Raw genomic sequence first — 22,697 nt, forward strand, 5'->3', positions numbered from 1 at the left:
AAAGTGTTACCCATGTGTCCGGTACAAAACGTCACCTATGTCTCGGGTCGCTCAACATTGTCCACCCCGGGAGGCATGGCTCAGGGCCCGTAGGCGCTCTTCCAAGTTGCGCCTGTAGATTCGACAAAAAGAGGGTTTTGGCCGAGGAGAGGCTAAGCGGAGCTCGCAGTGGCATCGGATCGCGGCTACTGCCGACGCGAGCGGATGTTCGTCACCGACAAAAAGCTAGATTTCCAAGGCACCTGACCCCTGCTTCGCAATGCCAAGTCGTCCCGTGAAGGCCGGCGTGAGATTTATACCTCAGTTGCAACCGCAACATGGGATAGCCCGTGCCACCATTTTGATGCGGCTGTCAGCTACCCTCCGGGAACTCACCAAAACTCATCGTCCGGCGGGAAAGCCAAGCCGGTGCGATTCCTCCGCCGCATTTCGCAAGTCTTTGTATCTCGCAGCGCTATCGCCGATTTTGCTTGTTGCAGAGCCGGTCTTGTTGCCTCTTCTAATGATCCCCATCCGCAGGACAAACAAGTTCGCAGCGAATAAGGAGACCATCGTGACGACCCCTCATCATGCCCGCACGGGAGCGGTGTCTAGCGGCGCAGGTATGCTGCGCCCTCAACTCGGGCCTGCCACCGCCGACAAATATCAGCAGCCGATCTCCAAGACCGATGCGCGCCGCCTGACTGTCGGTGACATCCTCGCCGCCTATACCGAAGCGCGCCAGGCCAAGATTGCCGGTCGCAAGGAATTTCTCGCCAGGATGCGTTTTCTGAACGAATTCTTCGGCACCGAGCCGGTCGCCAGCATCAGTGGAGATCGCTGCCGCGCCTATATCGAGCACCGTTCGCGCGAGCGCAATCGGGTAGAGCGTGAGCGAATCGCCAAGCTCAACGTCGCGGCGATGGAGACCCGCCGTGCGTTACTCCCGGCGTGGCAAGACAAGGACTTTACGTCAGGCCCGCGTCGCGATCTTGAGGACCTCCGCTCGGCGATCAACTTTTGCGCCAAGGAATACGGTCTCGATGCGAAGCCGTCCGTCACCTTGCCAGACAAACCAGCAGCGCGCGAGCGCTGGCTGACGCGCGAGGAAGCAGCGGGACTGCTGCGCGTGGCATTGCGGCTGCGCCGGAAGCACGGTCACTACGCTCATCTCTGCCGCTTTATCATTGTGGGGCTCTACACTGGCTGTCGACATCGTTCAATCCTGCAACTCAATTGGGATGGCGAGGCCGCAGGAGCTTGGCCAGACCTTGGCCGCGGCGTGCTCTATTGCAAAGATCAGCACACGAAAGAAAGCAAGAAATGGCGTCCGCCGGCGCGACTGCCGCCACGGCTGATCGCCCATATGCGCCGCTGGAAGCGTATCGATTGCGACTGCGGGCCGGTCGTCCATGGCAGCCTGGGCGAACCGACAAAGCGCATCGAGAAGGCGTTCCGCACCTGCCGCGTGGAAGCCGGGCTCGGCGACGATGTCACCCCACATGTGCTTCGCTATACCCGCGCCATGTGGCCTGTGCTGTGCGACGTCGATATGTGGCAGATCGCCAGCAAGGCTATGCGCTCAGGCGAAATCGCGTGATATCGATGGCCGCGGCCATCAGTGTCTGCGTGTAGGTTGCCTGCGGATTGCCGAAGATCGCCTCGGCCGGCCCCTCTTCGACGATCTTGCCCTGCTTCATGACGATGATGTAGTCGGCCATGGCGCGCACGACGGCGAGATCGTGGCTGATAAACAGATAGGACAGCTCGTGGTCGGCCTGCAGCTTGCGCAGTAATTCGACAATCTGCTTCTGCACTGAGCGGTCCAGCGCCGAGGTCGGCTCGTCCAGCACCACCACTTTCGGCTTCAGTATCATGGCGCGCGCAATGGCGATGCGCTGCCGCTGCCCGCCGGAGAATTCATGCGGATAGCGGTTGCGCGTATTTGGGTCGAGCCCGACTTCGAGCAAGGCATCGACGGCGCGGAGATCGCGCTGCCTGCCCGACAGATTGGGCTCGTGGACCAGAAGCCCCTCGGTGATGATCTGGCCGACGGTCATGCGTGGCGACAGCGAGCCGAACGGATCCTGGAAGACCAGCTGCAATTCGCGCCGCAGCGGCCGCATCGCCTGGCGGTCGGCGTGGGAAATGTCGCGGTCGCCAAGCCGGATGATGCCGTCGCTGGGCAGGAGCCGCAGCAAGGCGCGGCCGAGCGTCGATTTTCCCGAACCGGATTCGCCGACGATGCCGATGGTCTGGTTGCGTTTCAGCCGGATCGAAATGCGATCGACAGCGCGCAATATCAGCGGTTCTCCGCCAAGAAATCCGCCGCCGATCTTGAAGGTCACCTCGACGTTCCTGCCTTCAAGCAGGACGGGGGCATTCGGAGGCGGCGGCGCCTTGGTGCCGGTCGGTTCGGCGGCGAGTAGCATCTTTGTGTAGGCGTGCTGCGGGTTGGCGAAGATCGCTTCCGCCTCGCCCTCCTCGACCACTTCGCCATAGCGCATCACATAGACCCGGTCGGCAAAGCGCCTGACGATGCCGAGATCGTGGGTGATGAAGACGATCGCCATGCCGAGCTTGCGCTGCAGTTCGGCGAGCAGCATGAGGATCTGCGCCTGGATGGTGACGTCAAGCGCGGTCGTCGGCTCGTCGGCGATCAATATATCGGGGTCGTTGGCCAGCGCCATGGCAATCATGACGCGCTGGCGCTGACCGCCCGACAACTCGTGCGGATAGGATTTCATCCGCCGCTCCGGATCGGGAATATGGACCAGCCGCAGCAGCTTGAGCGCCTCCTCGCGCGCCGCGGCGGCGCCAAGTCCGCGATGCTTGCGGATCGGCTCGATCAGCTGGTTGCCGATCGAATAGAGCGGGTCCAGCGACGTCATCGGCTCCTGGAAGATCATGCTGATCTTGCGGCCGCGGATCTTGTTGAGCTCGGGCTTGCTCAAGGTCAAAAGATTGCGGCCGCGATAATCGACGGTGCCGGTGGCTTCGCCGTTCGAGGCGAGCAGGCTCATCGCCGCCATCATCGTCTGGCTCTTGCCGGAACCGGATTCGCCGACGACGGCGACGGTTTCGCCTGATTTGACGTGGATATTGATGCCTTTCACCGCCTCCACCACACCATCGAGGATGCGGAAGCGGACGCGAAGGTCCTTGACGCTGAGGATGGTTTCGGGAGCAGCCATCTCAACGATCCTTCGGGTCGAGCGCGTCGCGCAGCCCATCGCCGACGAAATTCAGCGCGAACAGCGTGGACACGAGAAAGAAGGCCGGGAACAAAAGCAGCCAGTTGGCCGAGCCGATGTTCTGGGCGCCGACCGAGATCAGCACGCCCCAGCTGGTCATCGGCTCCTGGACGCCGAGCCCGAGGAACGACAAAAAACTCTCCAGGATGATGACCTGCGGCACCAGCAGCGTCATGTAGATCACCACAGGCCCGAGCAAATTGGGGATCACATGGCGCAGCAGAATGCCGCGCTGGCCGACGCCCATCGCCTCCGCCGCCTGGACATATTCCTGCCGGCGGATCGACAGCGCCTGTCCGCGCACGATACGCGCCATGTCGAGCCACAGGACCGCGCCGACGGCCAGGAACATCAGCACGAAGTTCCTGCCGAAGAACACCACCAGCATGATGACGAAGAAGATGAACGGCAAAGAATAGAGCACGTCGACGACACGCATCATCACCTCGTCGACCCTGCCGCCGGCGAGGCCGGCAGTGGCGCCGTAGAGCACGCCGATGACCACGGCCACAATCCCGGCAAGCAGGCCGATGGCCAGCGATATGCGCCCGGCCATCAGCGTTCGGGACAGGAGATCGCGGCCGGTATTGTCGGTGCCGAACAGGAAATATTGCTGCCTGATCGCGGCACTCATCACCATTTCGAGACCGTCCGGCGATTTGCTCTCGATCTTTGTGGCATCGAAGGTATCGGAACGATCAAGGTAGCGAATGTTGCGGTCGTCGATCGGCTTGGACGATCTGACGGTAACGAACACACGGCTGCCCTCCTGCCGCCACTCCTTGATGTCGACGCGCATGCGCCTGATGGCCTCGTCGAGAGCGCCTTCGATCATGTCGGCCTTCGGATAGGCGGAGAAGCTCGGCGGCGTGCGGACATAGTCGGCATAGATGGTGGTGTATTGGTGCGGCACGAAATAAGGCCCAAACACGCTGATGACGGCGATGAAGGCAAGATAATAGAGGCTGAACATGGCCGCGCGATTGGCCTTGAGGCGTGCCCAGGCGTCACCCCACAGGGACCGGCCGACGACCGGTGCGGCAACTGCGATATCAGTCATAGCGCACCCTCGGATCGACGACCCCATAGAGGACGTCGACGATCAGGTTGAAGACAATGGTGAAGAGCGCGATGACCACCACCGTCCCCATCACCAGTGTGTAGTCACGGTTGAGCGCGGCAACGACAAAATGGCGGCCGATGCCCGGGATAGAGAAGATGGTCTCGACGATGATCGAGCCAGTGAGAAGGGCTGCAGCTGCCGGACCGGTGAAGGAGACGATCGGCAGGATGGCGCCGCGCAGTGCATGCTTGACGACGACTGACCAGTCGGACAGGCCGAGAGCGCGCGCGGTGCGGATGTGATGCGAGTGCAGCGATTCGATCATCGAGCCGCGCATCAGGCGGGCAACGATCGCGATCTGCGGCAGAGCGAGCGTCAGCACCGGGCCGACCTTGTTGATGAGGGCTCCATCGCCCCAGCCACCGATCGGCAGCAGCTTCCAGGTCAATCCGAATACAAGCTGGATTACCGGGGCGATGACAAAGGTTGGTATGGTGCTGCCGGCGGTCGCCAGCGCGATCACCGAATAGTCGGCAAGCTTGTTCTGGTTGAGCGCGGCAACAGTGCCGAGCACGCTGCCGAGGAGCAGCGCCAGAACGAGCGCCGAAGCGCCGAGTTGGATCGAGATCGGCAGGCCTTCCCTGAACAGCTCGCCGACGGTGAAATCCGGCATGTTGTAGCTGGGGCCGAAATTGCCGCGCAGAAGATTGCCTAAATAATGGAGGTACTGCAGCCAGAGCGGGTCGTTGAGGCCGAACTGAGCTTCGAGATTAGCTCTGATCTCGGGGCTCAGGCCCCGCTCCTGGTTGAACGGTCCGCCCGGTGCGACGCGTATCAGGAAGAACGCTATGGTCACGATGACGAATAGCGTCGGGATGGCGGTCAGCAGCCGCCGGAATACGTAACGCAGCATCGATGCCCCGCTTGATCCAGAGCAGCGCGCGTCCAGCTGGACGATTGCGCTCTAGCCTTCAAATCTTCGCGCCGACATTGTCGAAAACCGAATCCGGTTCCCGGGGTCGATGCGATGGCAAACCAGCGCCGCTGCGCATTGAGTTGCGCGACGGCCTGGCTAAGGGATCAGTCCTTGCTGATGAAGCGGGACGGATGGATGTCCATCACATTGTCGTCGAAGCCATGCAGCTTCGAGGAAACGATGTCGTGGTAGCTATAGTAGAGGATCGGAATGTTGCCGACCTCATCGACGAGGATGCGCTCGGCCTTGGCGAGTTCCTTCATGCGTTCTTCGGGCTTGCCGCCGGCGGCGGCGGCCTTGTCCATGGCCTCTTCGTATTTCGGGCTGTTGTAGATGGAATAGTTGTTGCCACTGGCCTTGCGGGAGATGCCAAGGAAGGTTTCCGGATCCTTGTAGTCCGCAATCCAGGCGGCACGCGCGACGTCATAGTCGCCCTTCTGCTCGAGGAACGAGTAGTGGGTCTTGGTATCGGTGTTGAGCAGGCTGACCTCGACGCCAAGCGGCTTCAGCTGTTCCTGGATGGCGACAGCGGTGTTCTTGTGGTTTTCCGAGGTGTTGTAGCGGATTTCCATCTTCAACGGATGCTCGGGCGTATAGCCGAGCTTTTCCAGGATTTTCTTGGCTTCATCCTCGCGGTCGATCTGCGACATGTCGGCGTATTTGGCCAGTGCCGGCGTGTAGCCCTCGATGCCCGGAGGCACCATCGAATAGCCGGGCAGCATCGAATTCTGCCAGACTTTTTCGGCGAGGAAGTCGCGATCGATCGCCATCGAGATGGCGTTGCGCAGTTCGACATTGTCCCACGGCGCCTTGTCGGTCTTGATCGCATAATAGTAGGTGCCGAGATATGGTCCGACACGGACCTGGTCGCCGAATTTGGCCTTGAGGTCGGCGAGCTGTTCGGTCGGCAGGTCACCGTAGCTGTCGAGTTCGCCGGCCTCGAAGCGCTTCATCGCAGACGACCGATCCTCGGTCGGGATGTAGTTGACCACGTCGAACTTGACGCTCGCGGCATCCCAGAATTTCGGATTCTTGACCAGCTTCAGATGGTCGTTGGGAATCCACTCCGCTGCTGTAAAGGCCCCGTTGGAGACCAGCTTGCCTGCCTTGATCCAGTCGGCGCCAAGCTTTTCGATAGACGCCTTGTTAACCGGATAGGTCGCCTGATGGGTCAGCATCTCCAGGAAGTAAGGGGTTGGCGCCTTGAGCGTGACTTCGAGGGTATTTGCGTCAATCGCCTTGACGCCCATATCCTCCGGCTTGCCCTTCTTGGTGTTGACTTCCTCGGCACCCTTCACTGGATAGAGCATGGAAGCGTATTCGGCAGCGGTGGCCGGATCTTCCAGCCGACGGAACGAATAAACGAAATCGTCCGCCGTCACCGGGCTGCCATCCGACCAGAGGCCGCCCTTGCGCAGCTTGAAGGTGTAGACAGTGCCGTCGTCGGACACCGTCCAGCTTTCGGCGGCGCCCGGAATGAGGTTCGTCTTCTGGTCATGCATGACGAGGCCCTGGAACAGGTCGCGTATGATATCGGCTTCGTAGACCGTCGAGGTCTTGTGCGGATCGAGCGTCTCCGCTTCGGCGGCGGCCCCGCGGTTGTAGACAGTTTCGGCGAAAGCCGGCGTGTAGAACGTACCGGCGGCCAAGACCATGGTCGTGGCGAGTACCGTCGCCTTCAGCACATGTTTCAGCATGGAGTTCTCCCTAATGACGTCGCCCTTCAGCCACGTCTCTAAGTGTTGACGCCCCGAAACCGATTGGCTGGTTCCTTTCGAGCGCGCAGCCGGTTCCCTTTCCGGCAGCTGGTGGCCAAACAGTAACGTGGAGATTTTTTATTTCAACAGACTCTCGGGGTCACCCAAAGTAAGGCGCCGGGACAGTCGCCTTGCGAGCTGCCAATCAATGGTCGAAATCATGGCCTTGGCTGCGTTTCATCGCCCAGAAAACGCCCGTCCGTGGGAGATAATCTGGCGGATCATTTCAGTTTGCGAGAATGTATTAATTAGTTTTTAGTCAACCATGGGTTACATATTGGGGCGGGTTCGGCACATCTCTCTTAAGTTCCGTGGACAAGGGCAATGAATAAGACAGACAGTAAAACTGTCTCATTAGCGGCAAAAAACATACGCCAATTAAGGACAAAGCTACGCCTGATTGGGGAAGAATCTGGAACTTCTGCGGTCGAATTCGCCCTGCTTTCACCGGTCTTTATCCTGCTCCTGCTCGGAATGGTTGCATACGGTATCTATTTTGGTGCAAGCAACTCCTTGCAGCAAATCGCCGCCGATGCCGCCCGCACTGCAATTGCCGGATTGAACCAAACCGAGCGCCAGGCGCTGGTGGCGAGTTTCGTCAAAAACAATGCCAGTGGATACCCGTTCGTCGATTCCGGCAAGCTGACCTATCAGGCGACGGACAGCACGGCCGACGGAAATCAGTTCGTCGTGTCGATCCAGTACGATGCCAGCAACCTGCCGATCTGGAACCTGTTGCCAAGCCTTGCAATGCCGCAAACCACGATCTCGCGCAGATCGACCATCAGGATTGGAGGCATCTGAAATGCCACATTGCTTGGTGAGGAGCATCGACCGGATCGGGCGCTCGATGTTTGGTGACGTGAAGGCGAACTTTGCCGTCATGACGGCGCTGATAGCGCCATTCGCGCTGGGGCTGGCGGCCTTCGCTGTTGACGAAGGTTCGATCTACACGGAGCGCAGGGAAGCCCAGGCCATGACCGATCTGGCGGCGATCACCGCGGCATCGAACATCAACAATATGGAAGCCGCGGCAGTAACGACGCTCAGCGACAACCGAATGCCCGGCATCACTGTTCAAAAGCCAGGTCAGACAATCGTTCCCACGGTTGGAAAAACCGTCGTGTCGGTCACCGGCGGCCGATACTCAGCGGTGTCCTCCGTTGGTGTCGACAAGCGCTTCGAGGCCGGTAAAACGCCTTACAACGCCGTTCGCGTCACTCTGCAAAAAATCCCCGCCCGGTATTTCGCCAGTTCGCTCATCCCTACTCCGGTTGTCGGCACCGAAGCCATTGCCAGCGTGACCCCGCAAGCGATGTTCTCGGTCGGGTCCAGGCTCCTCAGCGTCAATGGCGGCATCCTCAACGCGCTTCTCAGCAAGTTGCTGGGCGCCAACATCTCGCTCAGCGTCATGGACTACAACGCGCTGATCTCGGCCGATGTCAACGTGCTTTCGTTCGTCGATGCCCTTGCCGTGCAGTTGCAACTGACAGGTGTCAGCTATTCCGACGTGCTGGCGTCAAAAGCGACGGTAGGCCAGATCGCGACCGCCATGGCCAATGCGTCCGGGTCGGGCAGCGCCAGCAAACTTGTGCTGCAGACGATCGCGTCCAGGGCCACCAACACGGTCAAGATACCCCTCAATCATCTTGTCGATCTTGGCTCGATCGGCAAGCTCGGCCTCGGACAAAAGTCTCCTGGCTTTTCCGTCGACGCAAGCGCGATGGGCATGCTGGGTGCCGCCGCCTCGCTGGCCAATGGCTCAAACCAGGTCCAGGTCGATCTCGGCGCCACTATTCCGGGACTTACCTCCACCACGCTCGCCATCGCCATCGGTGAACCGATGCAATATTCACCCTGGCTGGCCGTCGGCGAAAAAGGCACCGTGGTGCGCACCGCGCAGACACGAATCAAGCTGGTCACCACAGTCGGCGTCGGCAATTCCAATCTCGGCGGCGGCATCAGTCTGCTGTCCGTCAACCTGCCTCTGCATGTCGAAGTCGCCTATGCGGAAGCTAAGCTAACCGACATCAGCTGCCCGACGGGCCGGCCGGATAGCATCAAGGTCTCGATCGCCGCGCAGCCAGGCGTGGCCTCGCTGCACCTTGCCGCCAGGGACGCCGACAACAACCCATCGGCCTTCGCCGATTTCAACAATCCGCAGTCGTTCTCCGATGCCACGATTGCACAAGTAAGCGTGAAGCTTCTGCTGCTTACCCTCAATCTGCTCGATGTGAAGGGTTCTTCATCACTTGCCATCACCAACAACGATCCGACCACATTGACGTTCGACAGCACCGATATCGCCAACAAGACGATAAAAACTGTCGCCACAAAAAACCTGACGCAATCGCTCACGACATCGTTGGTCAGCGGCCTCTCGCTCTCGGTCAATGCGCTGGGCCTCGGGCTGGACGTGACGGCCCTGCTCGGAACGGTGAAGCCGGCGGTGGTAACGGTTCTGAACGGCGTGACGGCGCCTGTCGACGCACTGGTCTATAACGTGCTTGCGGCGCTTGGTGTGCATGTGGGCGAGGCCGATGTGCGGGTTGTCGGCGCGACTTGCGGGCGCTCCGTGCTCGTTCAATGAGATGATGAAATAGAGCTCAGCCGATCCGGCCGAGGAAGCAGCCCAGCGGCGGCTGCGACAGAGTTCTTTCCTGCAAGACCCCGTCAGCACCGCCAAGATCTATCGGTTCTATCGCATCCAGATCCGGCGGCAATTGCCAACCGGCGGGCTCGTCGGCGAAATTGAAGACACAGAGCAGCTTTTCGTCACCGCCTTCGCGAATGAAAGCAAGGACGTCGCCTTCGGCATCGAGGAACCGAATCGAGCCTCGAACCAGCGCCGGATGCTGCTTGCGCAAGGCCAGCATCGCCCGGTAGCTCGCCAGGACGGATGTTTGCTCGCCGGCCTGGACGTCGACCGCCCGGGAGCGATGGCTTGCCGGGATTGGAAGCCACGGCTTGCCGGTCGAAAAGCCGGCATTGTCGGCGCCAGCATCCCAGACCATCGGCGTTCGGCACCCATCCCGCCCCTTGATTGCCGGCCAGAAGCGAACGCCGAAAGGATCGCGCAAGTCCTCGAACGCCAGTTCGGCCTCCTCCAGCCCGAGCTCTTCGCCCTGATAGAGGCAGATCGATCCGCGCAGGCAGGAAAGCAGCGCGATCGAGAATTTCGCCACCCTGTCCGGATCGCCGCCCGGCCTTGTCCAGCGGCTGACATGGCGCACGACATCGTGGTTGGAGAACGCCCAGCAAACCCAGCCATCGAACACCGTACTCTCGAAGGCCTCGACACAGCCACGCACATGCGCCGCCGAGAATTGCGGGCCGAGCAGGTCGAAGGTGTAGGACATTTGGAGCTTGTCGCCACCGCCGGTATAGGCGGCGAGTGTCTGCAACGAACGGGTTTCGTCGCCAATCTCGCCGACCGCGGCGCGGCCTTCATATTCGTCAAGCAAGGCCCGGAAGCGCCTGAGGAAAGCCAGATTTTCCGGCTGGCTCTTGTCGAACAGATGCTCCTGGTAAAGATAGGTGCTGGTTGCCGTATTGATGCCGGCGACGCTTTCCGCCAAAGGCGGGTTGCTGCGCAGCCAGCGGTCGTGGACATAGTAGTTGACCGTGTCCAGCCGAAACCCGTCGACGCCGCGGTCGAGCCAGAACCGCACCGTTTCCAGCAAGGCGTCCTGCACCTGCGGATTGTGGAAATTAAGGTCCGGCTGCGAGGCCAGGAAATTATGCAGGTAATATTGCCTGCGCGTTGCGTCCCATTCCCAGGCGGGGCCGCCGAAAAGCGACAGCCAGTTGTTGGGGGCGGTGCCGTCGGGCTTCGCATCGGCCCAGACGTACCAGTCGGCCTTGGGGTTGTCACCGCTCGTGCGGCTTTCGATGAACCATTCGTGCCGATCCGACGAATGCGACAAGACCTGGTCGATGATCACCTTCAGGCCGAGCCGGTGCGCCTCGGCGATCATGGCGTCGAAGTCCTCGATCGTGCCGAACATCGGATCGACGGCGCGGTAATCCGAAACGTCGTAACCCATATCGGCCATCGGAGACTTGAAGAAAGGCGACAACCAGACCGCGTCGACACCGAGCGATGCGACATGGGCCAGCCTCGAGGTGATGCCGCTGAGATCGCCGCTGCCGTCGCCTGTCGTGTCCTGGAAGGAACGCGGGTAAATCTGGTAGATGACGCAGCCGCGCCACCTTTCGGCATTGTCAGCCATCATGGCTCTCCTCTGCGCCCGCCTGCGCGGTCCTGCGTTCGATCATGAACATGACCGTTCGCCCAGGCACCGGCCGTGAGATATCGCCAGAATTCGTTTCGATGGCTGGGCGCCAATGAAAACCCGCCCGTTCCGGCAGCGTGAACATGCAGGCCCGGCGGTCGCCATTGATGATCACTGCAAGGCGACTGTTCTCACGGCTACCGAGAAGCATGACCAGCCGGTGCCGCCTGGCATCGTGCCAGGCTGCCTCGTCGAGCGTCACGCCGGTTTCAGTCAGCCAGGCAACGTCTGGCATTTCCGAGCCGGCCGCTGGCTCGCCGGTGAGAAAGCTTGCGTCCAAAAGCGCCGGCACGGCACGACGCATCTTGGCGAGCAGAACGGTGTACTGCTCGAGCGCCTGGTCGCGCCCGGCCCAGTCGAGCCAGGTGATGTCATTGTCCTGCGCGTAGGCGTTGTTGTTGCCGCGTTGCGTGCGGCCGAACTCGTCGCCGGCCGTCAGCATGATCGTGCCGCGCGAGGCAAAGAGCGTCGCCAGCAGCGCGCACAGGTCATCGAAACGGGCCGTAACGATCGCGCGGTCGTCGGCCTGGCCCTCGACGCCACTGTTCCAGGACAGGTCGTCGTCGTGACCATCGCGGTTCTGTTCGCCATTGGCCTCGTTGTGCTTGTGCTCATAGGCAACGATATCGGCCAGCGTCATGCCGTCATGTGCAGCGATGAAATTGACGCTGCGGCTCGTTGTCTGGCCTGCTTTGGAAAAGACGTCGGACGAACCGGTAAGCCGCGTCGCCAGCGTGCCGATCATGCCGCCGTCGCCGCGCCAGAAGCGGCGGATATCGTCACGGTATCTGTCGTTCCATTCGAGGAAGGGCGGCGGAAAATTGCCGAGCTGATAGCCATCCGGTCCGATGTTCCAGGGCTCGGCGACCAGCACCCGGTCGCCAAGAACAGGGTCGTTGCGAATGGCGTTCAGCAGCGGCGCATCAGCGTCGAAAACGCCGTCAACGCGGCCGAGGATCGGCGCCAGATCAAAGCGGAACCCGTCGACACCGGCGCGCTGGGCAAAGTGACGAAGTGCGTCGAGGACCATTTCCCGGACGACAGGATGGTCGCAGGCGAGCGTATTGCCGGTTCCGGTGTCATTGACCAGAGCGCCGTCGGCCTCGTGCCGGTAGTAGGCGCGGTTGTCGAGCCCGCGCAGCGACAATGTCGGGCCGAGCCGGTCGCTTTCGCCGGTGTGGTTGAACACCAGGTCGAGGATGGTGCCGATGCCGGCCTCACGCAGCGCGGCAACCGTGGCGCGCAACTCGGCCAGACCACCGGGCGCCAGTCGCGGATCGAGCGCCATGAAGGTCACGGGATTATAACCCCAGGCGTTGCGCAGACCGAGCGGCGGCAAATGCCGTTCGTCGATCGATGCAGTCACCGGCATCAACTCAATGGCTGCGACGCCGAGTTTTTGCAGGTGCTCGATAACAAGGGGATGAGCGAGGGCTGCAATGGTGCCGCGTTGCTTCTCGGGAATGTCCGGATGCAGCTTTGTGAAGGCGCGTACCGGCACTTCGTAGATGAGGCCGCCGGACCGAAACAAAGGCGGCAAGGCGGGCAAGGGTTCGGGCAAGGCGCCAGCAATGGCCTTCGGCATCAGCGACGCCGTGTCGGCCCCATTGCCCCGGCGCGCGGCCAGCCGGCCGTCATAGGCATAGGGCCTGTCGATCTCGACGGCATAGGGATCGGCCAGCAGCTTGTCGGGATCGAACCAGAGACCGTGTTCCGGCGCGTAGTCGCCGTCGGCGCGGAACCCGTATCGGGTGCCGGCAGCGAGACCGGCAACAAAAAGCGTATGCACGCGGTCGCCCTCGGGCCGGAGTTCAAGCCGGTCGATCTCGCGGTTGCCGTGTTCGTCGAAAATCGAGACCCAGATGCGCCGAGCCGACGAGGACCATGCGGCGAAGCGGATACCTTCCTTGGTGATGGTTGCGCCGAGCTGGCTCACGCGCGCTCACTGCAGCAGGTCGTAGACAGTTTGAGGCGTTGCCAGGTTAGCTCCCCCTTCTCCCCTTGTGGGAGAAGGTGTCGCCGAAGGGGATGGATGAGGGGTGCTCCAGCTTGGCGCGGACGGCATTCCTTCCAACACCCCTCATCCGTCTCGGCGCTTCGCGCCGATCCACCTTCTCCCACAAGGGGAGAAGGAAAGGCGCGCCGCTCCAAGCTCACGTAATCACGCTCGGCTTGGCGCGGCCGGTATGGCTGCGAATCCCGGCGATATCGTCGGCGGCCGCAATCAGGTCGGCAAGCGCCTCCTGGGTGTCGAGATCGTGGCGGCTGTTGTCCGGCTCGTAGCGCTCCACATAAAGACGTAGCGTCGCGCCCGAGGTGCCGGTGCCTGACAGGCGGAAGACGACGCGTGAGCCGCCTTCGAACAACACCCTGATGCCCTGGTTCTTGCTGACCGAGCCGTCGACCGGATCGTGATAGGCGAAATCATCGGCGCTGGCGATCGTCATGCCGCGCACGCTGGCGCCAGGCAGCGAGCCAAGCTTGGCGCGCAGCTCGTCGACAAGCGCATTGGCGCGATCGGTCTCGACCTCCTCGTAGTCGTGGCGCGAATAGTAGTTACGGCCATAGGCCGCCCAATGCTGGGTGACGACCTGCTTGGCGCTTTCGCCGCGCACGGCAAGGATGTTGAGCCACAAAAGCACGGCCCACAGGCCGTCCTTTTCGCGGACATGGTTGGAGCCGGTCCCGGCACTCTCCTCGCCGCAGATCGTTGCCATGCCGGCATCGAGCAAATTGCCGAAAAACTTCCAGCCGGTTGGCGTCTCGTAGATGCCGATGCCGAGCTTTTCGGCGACCCGGTCGGCAGCACCGCTGGTCGGCATCGAACGGGCGATGCCTTTCAGCCCGGCCTTGTAGCCCGGAGCCAAATGGGCATTGGCAGCGAGCATGGCCACCGAATCCGACGGGGTGATGAAAATGCCCTTGCCGATGATCAGGTTGCGGTCGCCATCGCCATCGGAGGCGGCGCCAAAGTCTGGCGCATCCGGCCCCATCATCTCGTCGTAGAGGTGTTTTGCATGCACCAGATTGGGATCGGGATGGTGGCCGCCGAAATCCGGCAGCGGGATAAAATTGCGGGCGGTGCCGTTCGGCGCACCTAGCCGGCTTTCGAGGATCTCCTTGGCGTAGGGGCCGGTCACCGCATGCATGGCATCGAAGCGCATGCGGAAGCCCGATTTGAACAGCGCCCGCAAGGCATCGAAATCGAACAGGCTTTCCATCAGTTCGGCATAGTCGGTGACCGGATCGATGATTTCGACGGTCATGTCAGCCGCCTTGACCGTGCCGATCGTGTCGATGTCGACCGGCCCGAGATCGGCGATCTTGAAGCTCGAAATCGCCTTGGTTTTTTCGAAGATCGCGTCGGTCAGCTTTTCCGGCGCCGGGCCGCCATTGCCGGCATTGTACTTGATGCCGAAATCCTCATGCGGGCCACCCGGATTGTGGCTGGCCGACAGGATGATGCCGCCGAAGGTCTTGTATTTGCGGATAACATGCGAAGCGGCCGGCGTCGACAGGATGCCGCCCTGCCCGACCATCACCTTGCCGAAGCCGTTTGCCGCGGCCACGGCGATGGCCTTCTGGATGACCTCGCGGTTATAGAAGCGGCCGTCGCCGCCGATCACCAGGGTTTTTCCCTCGAATCCGTCCAGCGCGTCGAAGATCGACTGGATGAAGTTCTCGGCATAGTGCTCCTGCTGGAACACCGGGACCTTTTTACGCAGCCCGGAGGTGCCGGGCTTCTGGTCGGGATAGGGTTTGGTGGCGATAGTGCGGATCATCAGTCAGGCAGCCCTTTTCGAAAGCAGCAAGCGATAGAGTTCGACATATTTTTCGGCGCTTTTGTCCCACGACACGTCGGCCTTCATGCCTTGCCGCTGCATCGACGTCCACACCGCGGGATTGGCATGCGCCTCGACAAGGCGGCGGACGGCGTGCAGCAAGGCGCCGGCATTGGCGGGGGCAAACTGGAAACCGGTCGCCACACCGGCCGAGATGGCGGCTTCGTTGGCATCGATGACCGTGTCGGCAAGGCCGCCGGTGCGGGCGACGACCGGCACACAGCCATAGCGCAGGCCGTAAAGCTGTGTCAGCCCGCAAGGTTCGAAGCGCGACGGGATGATGATGGCGTCGCAGCCGCCCTGCATAGTGTGGGAGAGTCCCTCGTCATAGCCGACGACGACGCCGATGCGACCACGATGGCGGGCTGCGGCGGCAAGCAACGCGCCTTCCAGCCCAGCGTCGCCAGACCCAAGGATTGCCAGCCGTGCACCTGCCGCGACAATGCCATCGACGGCCGCCGCCAGTATGTCCATGCCCTTTTGCCAGGTCAGCCGGCTGACGACGCAGACGATCGGGCTATCATCGCGATCGAGGCTGAAACGGTCCTCGACCGCGGCCTTGTTGGGCATTCGCGCCTTAAGCGTCTTTGCCGTGTAATTGGAGACCAGATGCTTGTCGGTTTCCGGGTTCCAGATCTCGGTATCGATGCCGTTGACGATGCCATGGAGATCGACGGAGCGCATGTTGATCAGGCCGTCGAGGCCCATGCCGAATTCGGGCAAGCGGATTTCCTGCGCATAGGTAGGACTGACCGTGGTGATCGCCCAGGCGGCCTGCAGGCCGGCCTTGAGGAAGCCGACGCCGCCATAATATTCGACGCCGTCGAGCGCCATCGCCGGTGCCGGCAGGCCAAGCTCGCCAAAAATGCCGGCGCCGAACTGGCCCTGGAAGGCGAGGTTGTGCACGGTGATCATCGACGGCGTGCCGACCGCCTTGCCGTAGCGCATGTAGGCGAGCGTCATCGCCGACTGCCAGTCATGGGCATGGACGATATCGGGCAGGTAGCCTGAGATCGCGCCGCCGGCAATATCACCGCCTACCTGGCTCAAGGCCGCGAACCGCCGCCAATTGTCCGGCCAATCGGCGCCGGTCGCGTTGCCGTATGGGCCGCCGGGGCGGTCGAAAAGATGCGGCGCGTCAAGCACGAACAGGTCGAGCCCGGCGATCTGGACGGCATGCACCGAAGCCTTGCCGCCCTGCAGCAATGAATATTGCTGAACCGCCTTCTTTTTCCTGAAGGCGCCCATCACCTGGGGATAGCCGGGGACGAGCGTGCGCATGGTGACGCCGTTGCCGGCCAACGCTACGGGCAAGGCGCCAGTCACGTCGGCGAGCCCTCCGGTCTTGACCAGCGGAAAGATCTCGGGCGCCACCGACAGAACCTGCATGCACTACGATCCCAGCCTGTTGATCATGTCCTGCGTGACGAGGCAGATGCCTTTTTCCGAAACGCGGAAACGCTTGGCGTCGAGGACAGGATCCTCGCCGACCACCAGCCCCTCCGGGATCCTGACGCCGTGATCGATGACCACGCGCTTCAGCCTGGCGTTGCGGCCGACATGGACGTCGGGCAGCATGACGACCTCCTCCAGCGTCGAATAGGAATTGATGCGCGCGCCGGTGAAGATCAGGCTTCGCTTCAGCGAAGCGCCCGAAACGATGCAATCGCCCGACACGAGAGACGACACGGCCGACCCGCGGCGGCCATCCTCGTCATGCACGAACTTTGCCGGCGGCTTCAACTCGGCGTAAGTCCAGATCGGCCAGTCGCGGTCGTAGAGGTCGAGTTCCGGCGTGATGTCGGTCAGGTCGATATTGGCCTCCCAATAGGCGTCGACCGTGCCGACGTCGCGCCAATAGGCCTCGTTCTCGGCGGTCGAGCGCACGCAGGATTTGGCGAAGCGATGCGCGATCGCCTTTCCGTGCTCGACGATGTAGGGGATGATGTCCTTGCCGAAGTCGCGGCTCGAGCCGGGCTCTGCCGCATCGCGACGCAATTGCTCCATCAGGAACTTGGTCTTGAACACATAGATGCCCATCGAGGCCAGCGCAAAATCCGGCTTGTCGGGAATGCCCGGCGGATCGGCGGGCTTTTCGATGAAGGAGATGATGGTGTCCTTGGGGTCGACATGCATGACGCCGAAACCGGTGGCTTCCATGCGCGGCACTTCGAGGCAGCCGACTGTGACGTCGGCGCCGGCCTCGACATGCTGGCGCAGCATCAATTCGTAGTCCATTTTGTAGATATGGTCGCCGGCCAGGATGACCATGTATTCCGGCCCATAGGCCTCGATGATGTCGATGTTCTGGTACACGGCATCGGCTGTGCCCTCATACCACTGTGTTTCCGACACACGCTGGCTGGCCGGCAAAATGTCGAAGCTCTCGTTGCGCTCGGGCCGCAGGAAGTTCCAACCGCGCTGCAGATGGCGGATCAGCGAATGCGCCTTGTACTGGGTAGCGACGCCGAGGCGGCGGATACCGGAATTGAGCGCATTGGAGAGCGCGAAATCGATGATGCGGGTCTTGCCGCCGAAATAGACCGCCGGCTTGGCGCGGCGGTCGGTCAGTTCCTTGAGCCGGCTGCCACGGCCGCCGGCCAGCACATAAGCCATGGCGTCGCGTGCCAGCGGCTGTGTTCGTTTTATTTCAGCCATTCCAATCCTCCCAGGTTAGATGCTCCAGACATAGCTCAGTCCGGGACGAATTCGAGCATGATCGTCGACAGCGGCGGCAAAAGCATCGTCGCCGAAATGCCTCCTCCTTCCGCCCGAGCCTCGACGCCGCCGCTATTGCCCTTGCCGGAACCGCCATAGTCCGTGGCATCGGTGTTGATGATCTCGCGCCATTTTCCGGCCTGCGGCAACGGCACGCGGTAATTATCGCGCGGCACCGGCGTGAAGTTGGAAATGACGGCGACCGGATTGCCGCCCGGCGCGCTGCGTAGCCAGGCAAATACCGAGTTCGCGCTGTCGTCGACGATCAGCCAGGAAAAGCCCTCCGGCTCGCAGTCGCGGGCATGCAGCGCCGGGCGCGAGCGGTAGAGATAGTTGAGGTCGCGCACCGTCTGCCAGACGCCGCGGTGAAGCCGAAAATCGAGCAGGTTCCAGTCGAGCGCGCGCGCCTCGCTCCACTCGCGGCGCTGTGCGAACTCCTGGCCCATGAACAACAGCTTCTTGCCGGGATAGCCCCACATGAAGGCGTAATAGGCGCGCAGCGTCGCGAATTTCTGCCAGTCGTCGCCGGCCATCTTGTTGAGCAGCGTGCCCTTGCCGTGCACCACTTCGTCATGGGACAGCGGCAGCACGAAATTCTCGCTGAAGGCGTAGACCAGGCCGAAGGTGATGTCGTTGTGGTGATGCTTGCGGAAGATCGGCTCCTTGGAGAAATATTCCAAAGTGTCGTGCATGAAGCCCATGTTCCATTTGAAACCGAAGCCCAGTCCGCCTTCATGCACCGGCTGCGAGACTTTCGGCCACGAGGTCGATTCCTCGGCGATGGTCATCACACCCGGATGGTGGCCGTAGACCTCCTTGTTCATACGCTGCAGGAAGCTGACCGCTTCGAGGTTCTCGCGCCCGCCCTTCTCGTTGGGAATCCATTCACCGGCCTTGCGCGAATAATCGAGATAAAGCATCGAGGCGACCGCATCGACGCGCAGACCGTCGACGTGATATTTCTCTGCCCAGAACAGCGCATTGTTGACGAGAAACGAGACCACCTCGCGACGACCGAAATTGTAGATCGCGGTGTTCCAGTCGGGATGGAAGCCCTTGCGCGGGTCGGCATGCTCATAGAGCGCGGTACCGTCGAACTTTGCCAGACCGTGTTCGTCAACCGGGAAATGCGCCGGCACCCAGTCGAGGATGACGCCGATGCCTGCTCGGTGGGCACCGTCGACGAAGCGGGCAAAACCGTCCGGATCGCCAAAGCGGGCAGTCGGCGCATAGAGACCGGTCGTCTGGTAGCCCCAGGACGGGTCATAGGGGTGCTCGGAGATCGGCATGAATTCGATGTGGGTAAAACCGGTCTCGACCACGTAAGGGATCAGCCTGTCGGCGAGCTCGTCCCACGACAGGAAGCTGCCGTCGTCGTGAAGCCGCCATGACCCGGCATGGACCTCGTAGATCGATACGGCTTCGCGCCTGTGGTCGGCATTGCGCCAGTAGTTCCGGTGCGCCTCGTCGCCCCATTCATGCGCCGGCGGCAATGCCGTCACCGAGGCGGTGGCCGGGCGCAATTCGGACTTGAAGGCGAACGGATCTGCCTTGAGCGGCAATCTCACGCCATCCCGCCTGATGATCTCGTACTTATACGGGCGGCCAGCGCCGATGTCGGGAATGAATAGCTCCCAGATGCCGGTGTCGCGGCGGTCGCGCATGGTGTGTCTGCGGCCGTCCCACTCGTTGAAGTCGCCGACCACCGAGACGCGCCTTGCATTGGGCGCCCACACGGCGAAATGCACACCCGATGCACCTTCATGGTCGATGAGATGGGCGCCGAGCTTGTCGAACAGCCTGAGATGCGATCCTTCGGCGATGTAATAATCGTCCAGCGGGCCGAGCACGGGGCCGAAGGAATATGGATCGGTCAGCCACCAGTCACCGCCGGAATTCCTGGCGTGATAGCGCAGCGGCTGGCGTTTGCGCAGCGACAGTTTGCCCTCGAAGAAGCCGCGATCGTCGCGTCTCGACAGCTCGCCGGCCTTCTTGCCGGTCAGCGTATAGGCGGTGACGAACTCGGCATGAGGGACGAAGCAGCGGCCGACAAAGCCCTTCCCCGCCTCATGCACGCCAAGCACTGCGAAGGGGTCGCCATGCGTGCCGGCGACAATCGCCGCGACATCGCCGGCTGGCGCCAGTCCGTCCGGCCCGCTTGTCGCAACGGTCGCGCGCGGCTTGCTCATCAGGCAGTGTCCCTCCTCGGGCACCAAGTGTGTGTTTCTAGTGAAGTTTTGAATTCGACAGTCGCAGGCCGCCTGACCTTCCAAGGGATGCGAAGGTCAAATCACTCCACTAGGGCCACATTGTTCCTAGTCTCATGCAATCACATCAGGCGGGCACGTGCCAGATGTCTTTCGCATATTGGCGGATCGTGCGGTCGGACGAGAACCAGCCGACGCGGGCGACATTGCGGATCGCTCTGGCGTACCAGTCCGGGCTGTTGCGCCAGACGGCATCGACGTCGCGCTGGGTGGCGGCGTAGGCATCGAAATCCGCAGCGACCATGAACCAGTCGCTCTGGTAAAGGCCGTTGATCAGGTCGCGATAACGGTCCGGATCGTCAGGCGAAAAGACCCCGGACGAAACCGCGGCAAGCGCCTGCGCCAATTCTGGCGATCCCTCGATTACGACGCGCGGATCGTAACCATTGTTGCGCCGCTCGGCGACTTCCTCTGTGGTCAGGCCGAAGATGAAGATGTTGTCGTCGCCGACGCATTCCTTGATCTCGACGTTGGCGCCGTCGAGCGTGCCGATGGTCAGCGCGCCGTTCAGCGCGAACTTCATGTTGCCGGTGCCGGACGCTTCCATGCCGGCGGTCGATATCTGCTCCGAAAGATCGGCGGCCGGCATCATGATCTCGGCAAGGCTGACATTGTAGTTCGGCACGAACACCACTTTCAGCAAACCGCGCACCGCCGGGTCGCGGTTGATGACCCGGGCGACGTCGTTGGCAAGTTTGATGATCAGCTTGGCGTTGTGATAGCTGGGCGCCGCCTTGCCGCCGAAGAATTTGACGCGGGGCATCCAGTCGCGCTCCGGATGCGAGCGGATCTGGTCGTAAAGCGCGACCGCTTCGAGAATGTTCAAGAGCTGGCGCTTGTATTCGTGGATGCGCTTGACCTGGATGTCGAACAGCGCCGAGGGGTCGACCTTGATGCCGAGCCGTTCGGCAACGAGATTGGCAAGCCTCGTCTTGTTCGCCCGTTTGACGGCGGCGAACTTGTCGCGGAAGGCGGCGTCCTCGGCGAAAGGATCAAGCCGCTTTATCTCGTTGATGTCGTCGAGAAAACCGTCGCCGATCGCCTCTCGGGTGAGTGCCGTGAGGCCGGGATTGCACTGTATCAGCCAGCGCCGCGGCGTGATCCCGTTGGTCTTGTTGTTGATGCGGTCCGGGTAGAGCCTGTGGAGGTCGGCAAACACCGTCTCCTTCATCAATTCCGTGTGCAGTGCCGAGACGCCGTTGATCGAGTGCGAGCCGACAAAGGCCAGGTTGCCCATGCGCACGCGGCGATCGCCATTTTCCTGGATCAGCGAGATGCGGCTGATCTGCTCGTCCGAGAACTGGTCGGAGGCGCGCGCCTCGAGCAGCACCTCGGCGTTGATGGCGTAGACGATCTGCATGTGACGCGGCAACAGTCGCTCGAACAATGGCACCGGCCAGCTTTCGAGCGCCTCGGGGAGCAGCGTGTGATTGGTGTAGCCGAAGGTGCGCTTGGTGATGCTCCAGGCCTCATCGAAATCCATGCCGTGGACATCCATCAACAGGCGCATCAGCTCGGCTACGGCGATCGCCGGATGGGTGTCGTTGAGATGGATCGCCGCCTTGTCGGGCAGCGATTGCAGGTCGCCATACTGGCTGAGATGACGCTGGACGATGTCCTGCAGCGAGGCGGTGGAGAAGAAATACTCCTGCCTGAGCCGCAACTCCTGGCCGGCCTTGTGGGAATCGGCCGGGTAAAGGACGCGCGACAACGCATCGGCCTTGTTGCTTTCGGCGAGCGCACCGATGTGATCGCCGGCGTTGAACTTGTCGAGCAGGATCGGGTCGACCGGCATGCCGGACCACAGACGCAGCGTGTTGACGCGGTTGGCCCGCCAGCCGACAACCGGCGTATCATAGGCGACTGCCAGAACATGTTCGGTCGGCTTCCAGACGTGCCGCTCGAGCCGGCCGTCCTTCGAGGTGACCGATTCCACGGAGCCGCCGAAGCCGACCTCGAAGGAGCGCTCGCGCCGCTCGAACTCCCACGGGTTGCCGTGATCGAGCCAGGTCTCGGGCAGTTCGACTTGCCAGCCGTCATGGATCTCCTGCCGAAACATGCCGTTGGCGTAGCGAATGCCGTAGCCATGCGCGGGGATATTGACGGTCGCCATGCTTTCCATGAAGCACGCGGCGAGCCTGCCAAGACCGCCATTGCCAAGGGCAGCGTCCGGTTCGAGCGCGGCAATGATGTCGAGGTCGACGCCAAGCGACGACAGCGCCTCGCGCATATTGTCCATCAGGCCGAGATTGGAGAAGGCATCGCGCATCAGGCGGCCGATGAGGAATTCCAGCGACAGGTAGTAGACGCGCTTTTCCTGCTGGGCGTAGGCCTCTTGTGTCGCCTGCATCCAGTGATCGACGATGCGGTCGCGCACAACCTTGATCGAGGCGGTGAGCCAATCGTACTGTGTTGCAACGTTGGTGCCCTTACCGACCCTGTATTTGAGGGCCTGCAAGACTTCCTCGGCGAGCGTCTTGGGATCCGGGTTTTCGAGCGTGGGCAGAGGAGCTTCGGTTGTCATCGCGCGCGTCATGCTGCCTCTC

14 protein-coding genes are annotated in these 22,697 nt (G+C 61.9%); 3 read left to right on the top strand and 11 right to left on the bottom strand.

Going from position 1 to position 22,697, the window contains the following annotated elements; genetic code table 11:
* The first annotated feature begins 304 nt into the window (after positions 1 to 304).
* Entirely contained in the window at positions 305 to 1,579 is a 1,275-nt protein-coding gene (locus E5W70_RS01070; RefSeq protein ID WP_292653617.1) for a hypothetical protein, read from the top strand.
* Here the strand turns inward: E5W70_RS01070 and E5W70_RS01075 are convergent.
* From E5W70_RS01075 to E5W70_RS01090, 4 genes are all read right to left on the bottom strand, one after another.
* Entirely contained in the window at positions 1,554 to 3,173 is a 1,620-nt protein-coding gene (locus tag E5W70_RS01075) for an ABC transporter ATP-binding protein (RefSeq protein ID WP_292653618.1), read from the bottom strand. The two genes, E5W70_RS01070 and E5W70_RS01075, sit on opposite strands and share 26 nt — an antisense overlap.
* Position 3,174: 1 nt before the next feature.
* A complete protein-coding gene (locus E5W70_RS01080) occupies positions 3,175 to 4,293 on the bottom strand; it encodes an ABC transporter permease subunit (protein ID WP_292653619.1) in 1,119 nt (372 codons plus the stop codon).
* Positions 4,286 to 5,209, bottom strand: coding sequence for an ABC transporter permease subunit (locus tag E5W70_RS01085; protein WP_292653620.1), 924 nt, complete (start codon positions 5,207 to 5,209; stop codon positions 4,286 to 4,288). The genes E5W70_RS01080 and E5W70_RS01085 overlap by 8 nt, the downstream gene beginning before the upstream one ends.
* 167 nt (positions 5,210 to 5,376) lie before the next feature.
* Positions 5,377 to 6,969 carry a peptide ABC transporter substrate-binding protein gene (locus E5W70_RS01090; RefSeq protein WP_292653621.1) on the bottom strand — a complete coding sequence of 531 codons (1,593 nt, stop codon included), beginning with the start codon at positions 6,967 to 6,969 and terminating at the stop codon, positions 5,377 to 5,379.
* A gap of 384 nt (positions 6,970 to 7,353) precedes the next feature.
* On the opposite strand from E5W70_RS01090, the gene E5W70_RS01095 reads away from it, so the two are divergent.
* Together E5W70_RS01095 and E5W70_RS01100 are read left to right on the top strand one after the other, a co-directional pair.
* A complete protein-coding gene (locus E5W70_RS01095) occupies positions 7,354 to 7,833 on the top strand; it encodes a TadE/TadG family type IV pilus assembly protein (protein WP_292653622.1) in 480 nt (159 codons plus the stop codon).
* A gap of 1 nt (position 7,834) precedes the next feature.
* The gene (locus E5W70_RS01100; protein ID WP_292653623.1) at positions 7,835 to 9,619 is read left to right on the top strand and encodes a pilus assembly protein TadG-related protein; all 1,785 of its coding nucleotides are present in this window, start codon (positions 7,835 to 7,837) and stop codon (positions 9,617 to 9,619) included.
* Positions 9,620 to 9,635: 16 nt separating this feature from the next.
* Here the strand turns inward: E5W70_RS01100 and E5W70_RS01105 are convergent, their stop codons facing one another.
* From E5W70_RS01105 to E5W70_RS01135, 7 genes are all read right to left on the bottom strand, one after another.
* Positions 9,636 to 11,264, bottom strand: coding sequence for an alpha-glucosidase family protein (locus E5W70_RS01105; protein WP_292653624.1), 1,629 nt, complete (start codon positions 11,262 to 11,264; stop codon positions 9,636 to 9,638).
* Positions 11,254 to 13,260: a glycogen debranching protein GlgX gene (glgX, locus tag E5W70_RS01110; protein WP_292653625.1), complete on the bottom strand. Its 2,007-nt coding sequence runs from the start codon at positions 13,258 to 13,260 to the stop codon at positions 11,254 to 11,256. The genes E5W70_RS01105 and glgX overlap by 11 nt, the downstream gene beginning before the upstream one ends.
* Before the next feature lie 217 nt (positions 13,261 to 13,477).
* Complete coding sequence (locus E5W70_RS01115; RefSeq protein WP_292653626.1) at positions 13,478 to 15,106, bottom strand: alpha-D-glucose phosphate-specific phosphoglucomutase; 1,629 nt, start codon at positions 15,104 to 15,106, stop codon at positions 13,478 to 13,480.
* Between the two features lie 3 nt (positions 15,107 to 15,109).
* Positions 15,110 to 16,555 (bottom strand): glycogen synthase GlgA, encoded by a 1,446-nt coding sequence (glgA, locus tag E5W70_RS01120; protein ID WP_292653627.1) that lies wholly within the window; start codon positions 16,553 to 16,555, stop codon positions 15,110 to 15,112.
* A gap of 3 nt (positions 16,556 to 16,558) precedes the next feature.
* Positions 16,559 to 17,824, bottom strand: a complete 1,266-nt coding sequence (glgC, locus tag E5W70_RS01125) for a glucose-1-phosphate adenylyltransferase (RefSeq protein WP_292653628.1) — start codon at positions 17,822 to 17,824, stop codon at positions 16,559 to 16,561.
* Positions 17,825 to 17,859: 35 nt separating this feature from the next.
* A complete protein-coding gene (gene glgB / locus E5W70_RS01130; RefSeq protein WP_292653629.1) occupies positions 17,860 to 20,073 on the bottom strand; it encodes a 1,4-alpha-glucan branching protein GlgB in 2,214 nt (737 codons plus the stop codon).
* A 145-nt stretch (positions 20,074 to 20,218) separates the two neighbouring features.
* Positions 20,219 to 22,687 (bottom strand): glycogen/starch/alpha-glucan phosphorylase, encoded by a 2,469-nt coding sequence (locus E5W70_RS01135; protein WP_292653630.1) that lies wholly within the window; start codon positions 22,685 to 22,687, stop codon positions 20,219 to 20,221.
* Positions 22,688 to 22,697 lie beyond the last annotated feature (10 nt).

Origin of the sequence: Mesorhizobium sp., from assembly GCF_005063415.1 — a bacterium.
GTDB lineage: Bacteria > Pseudomonadota > Alphaproteobacteria > Rhizobiales > Rhizobiaceae > Mesorhizobium.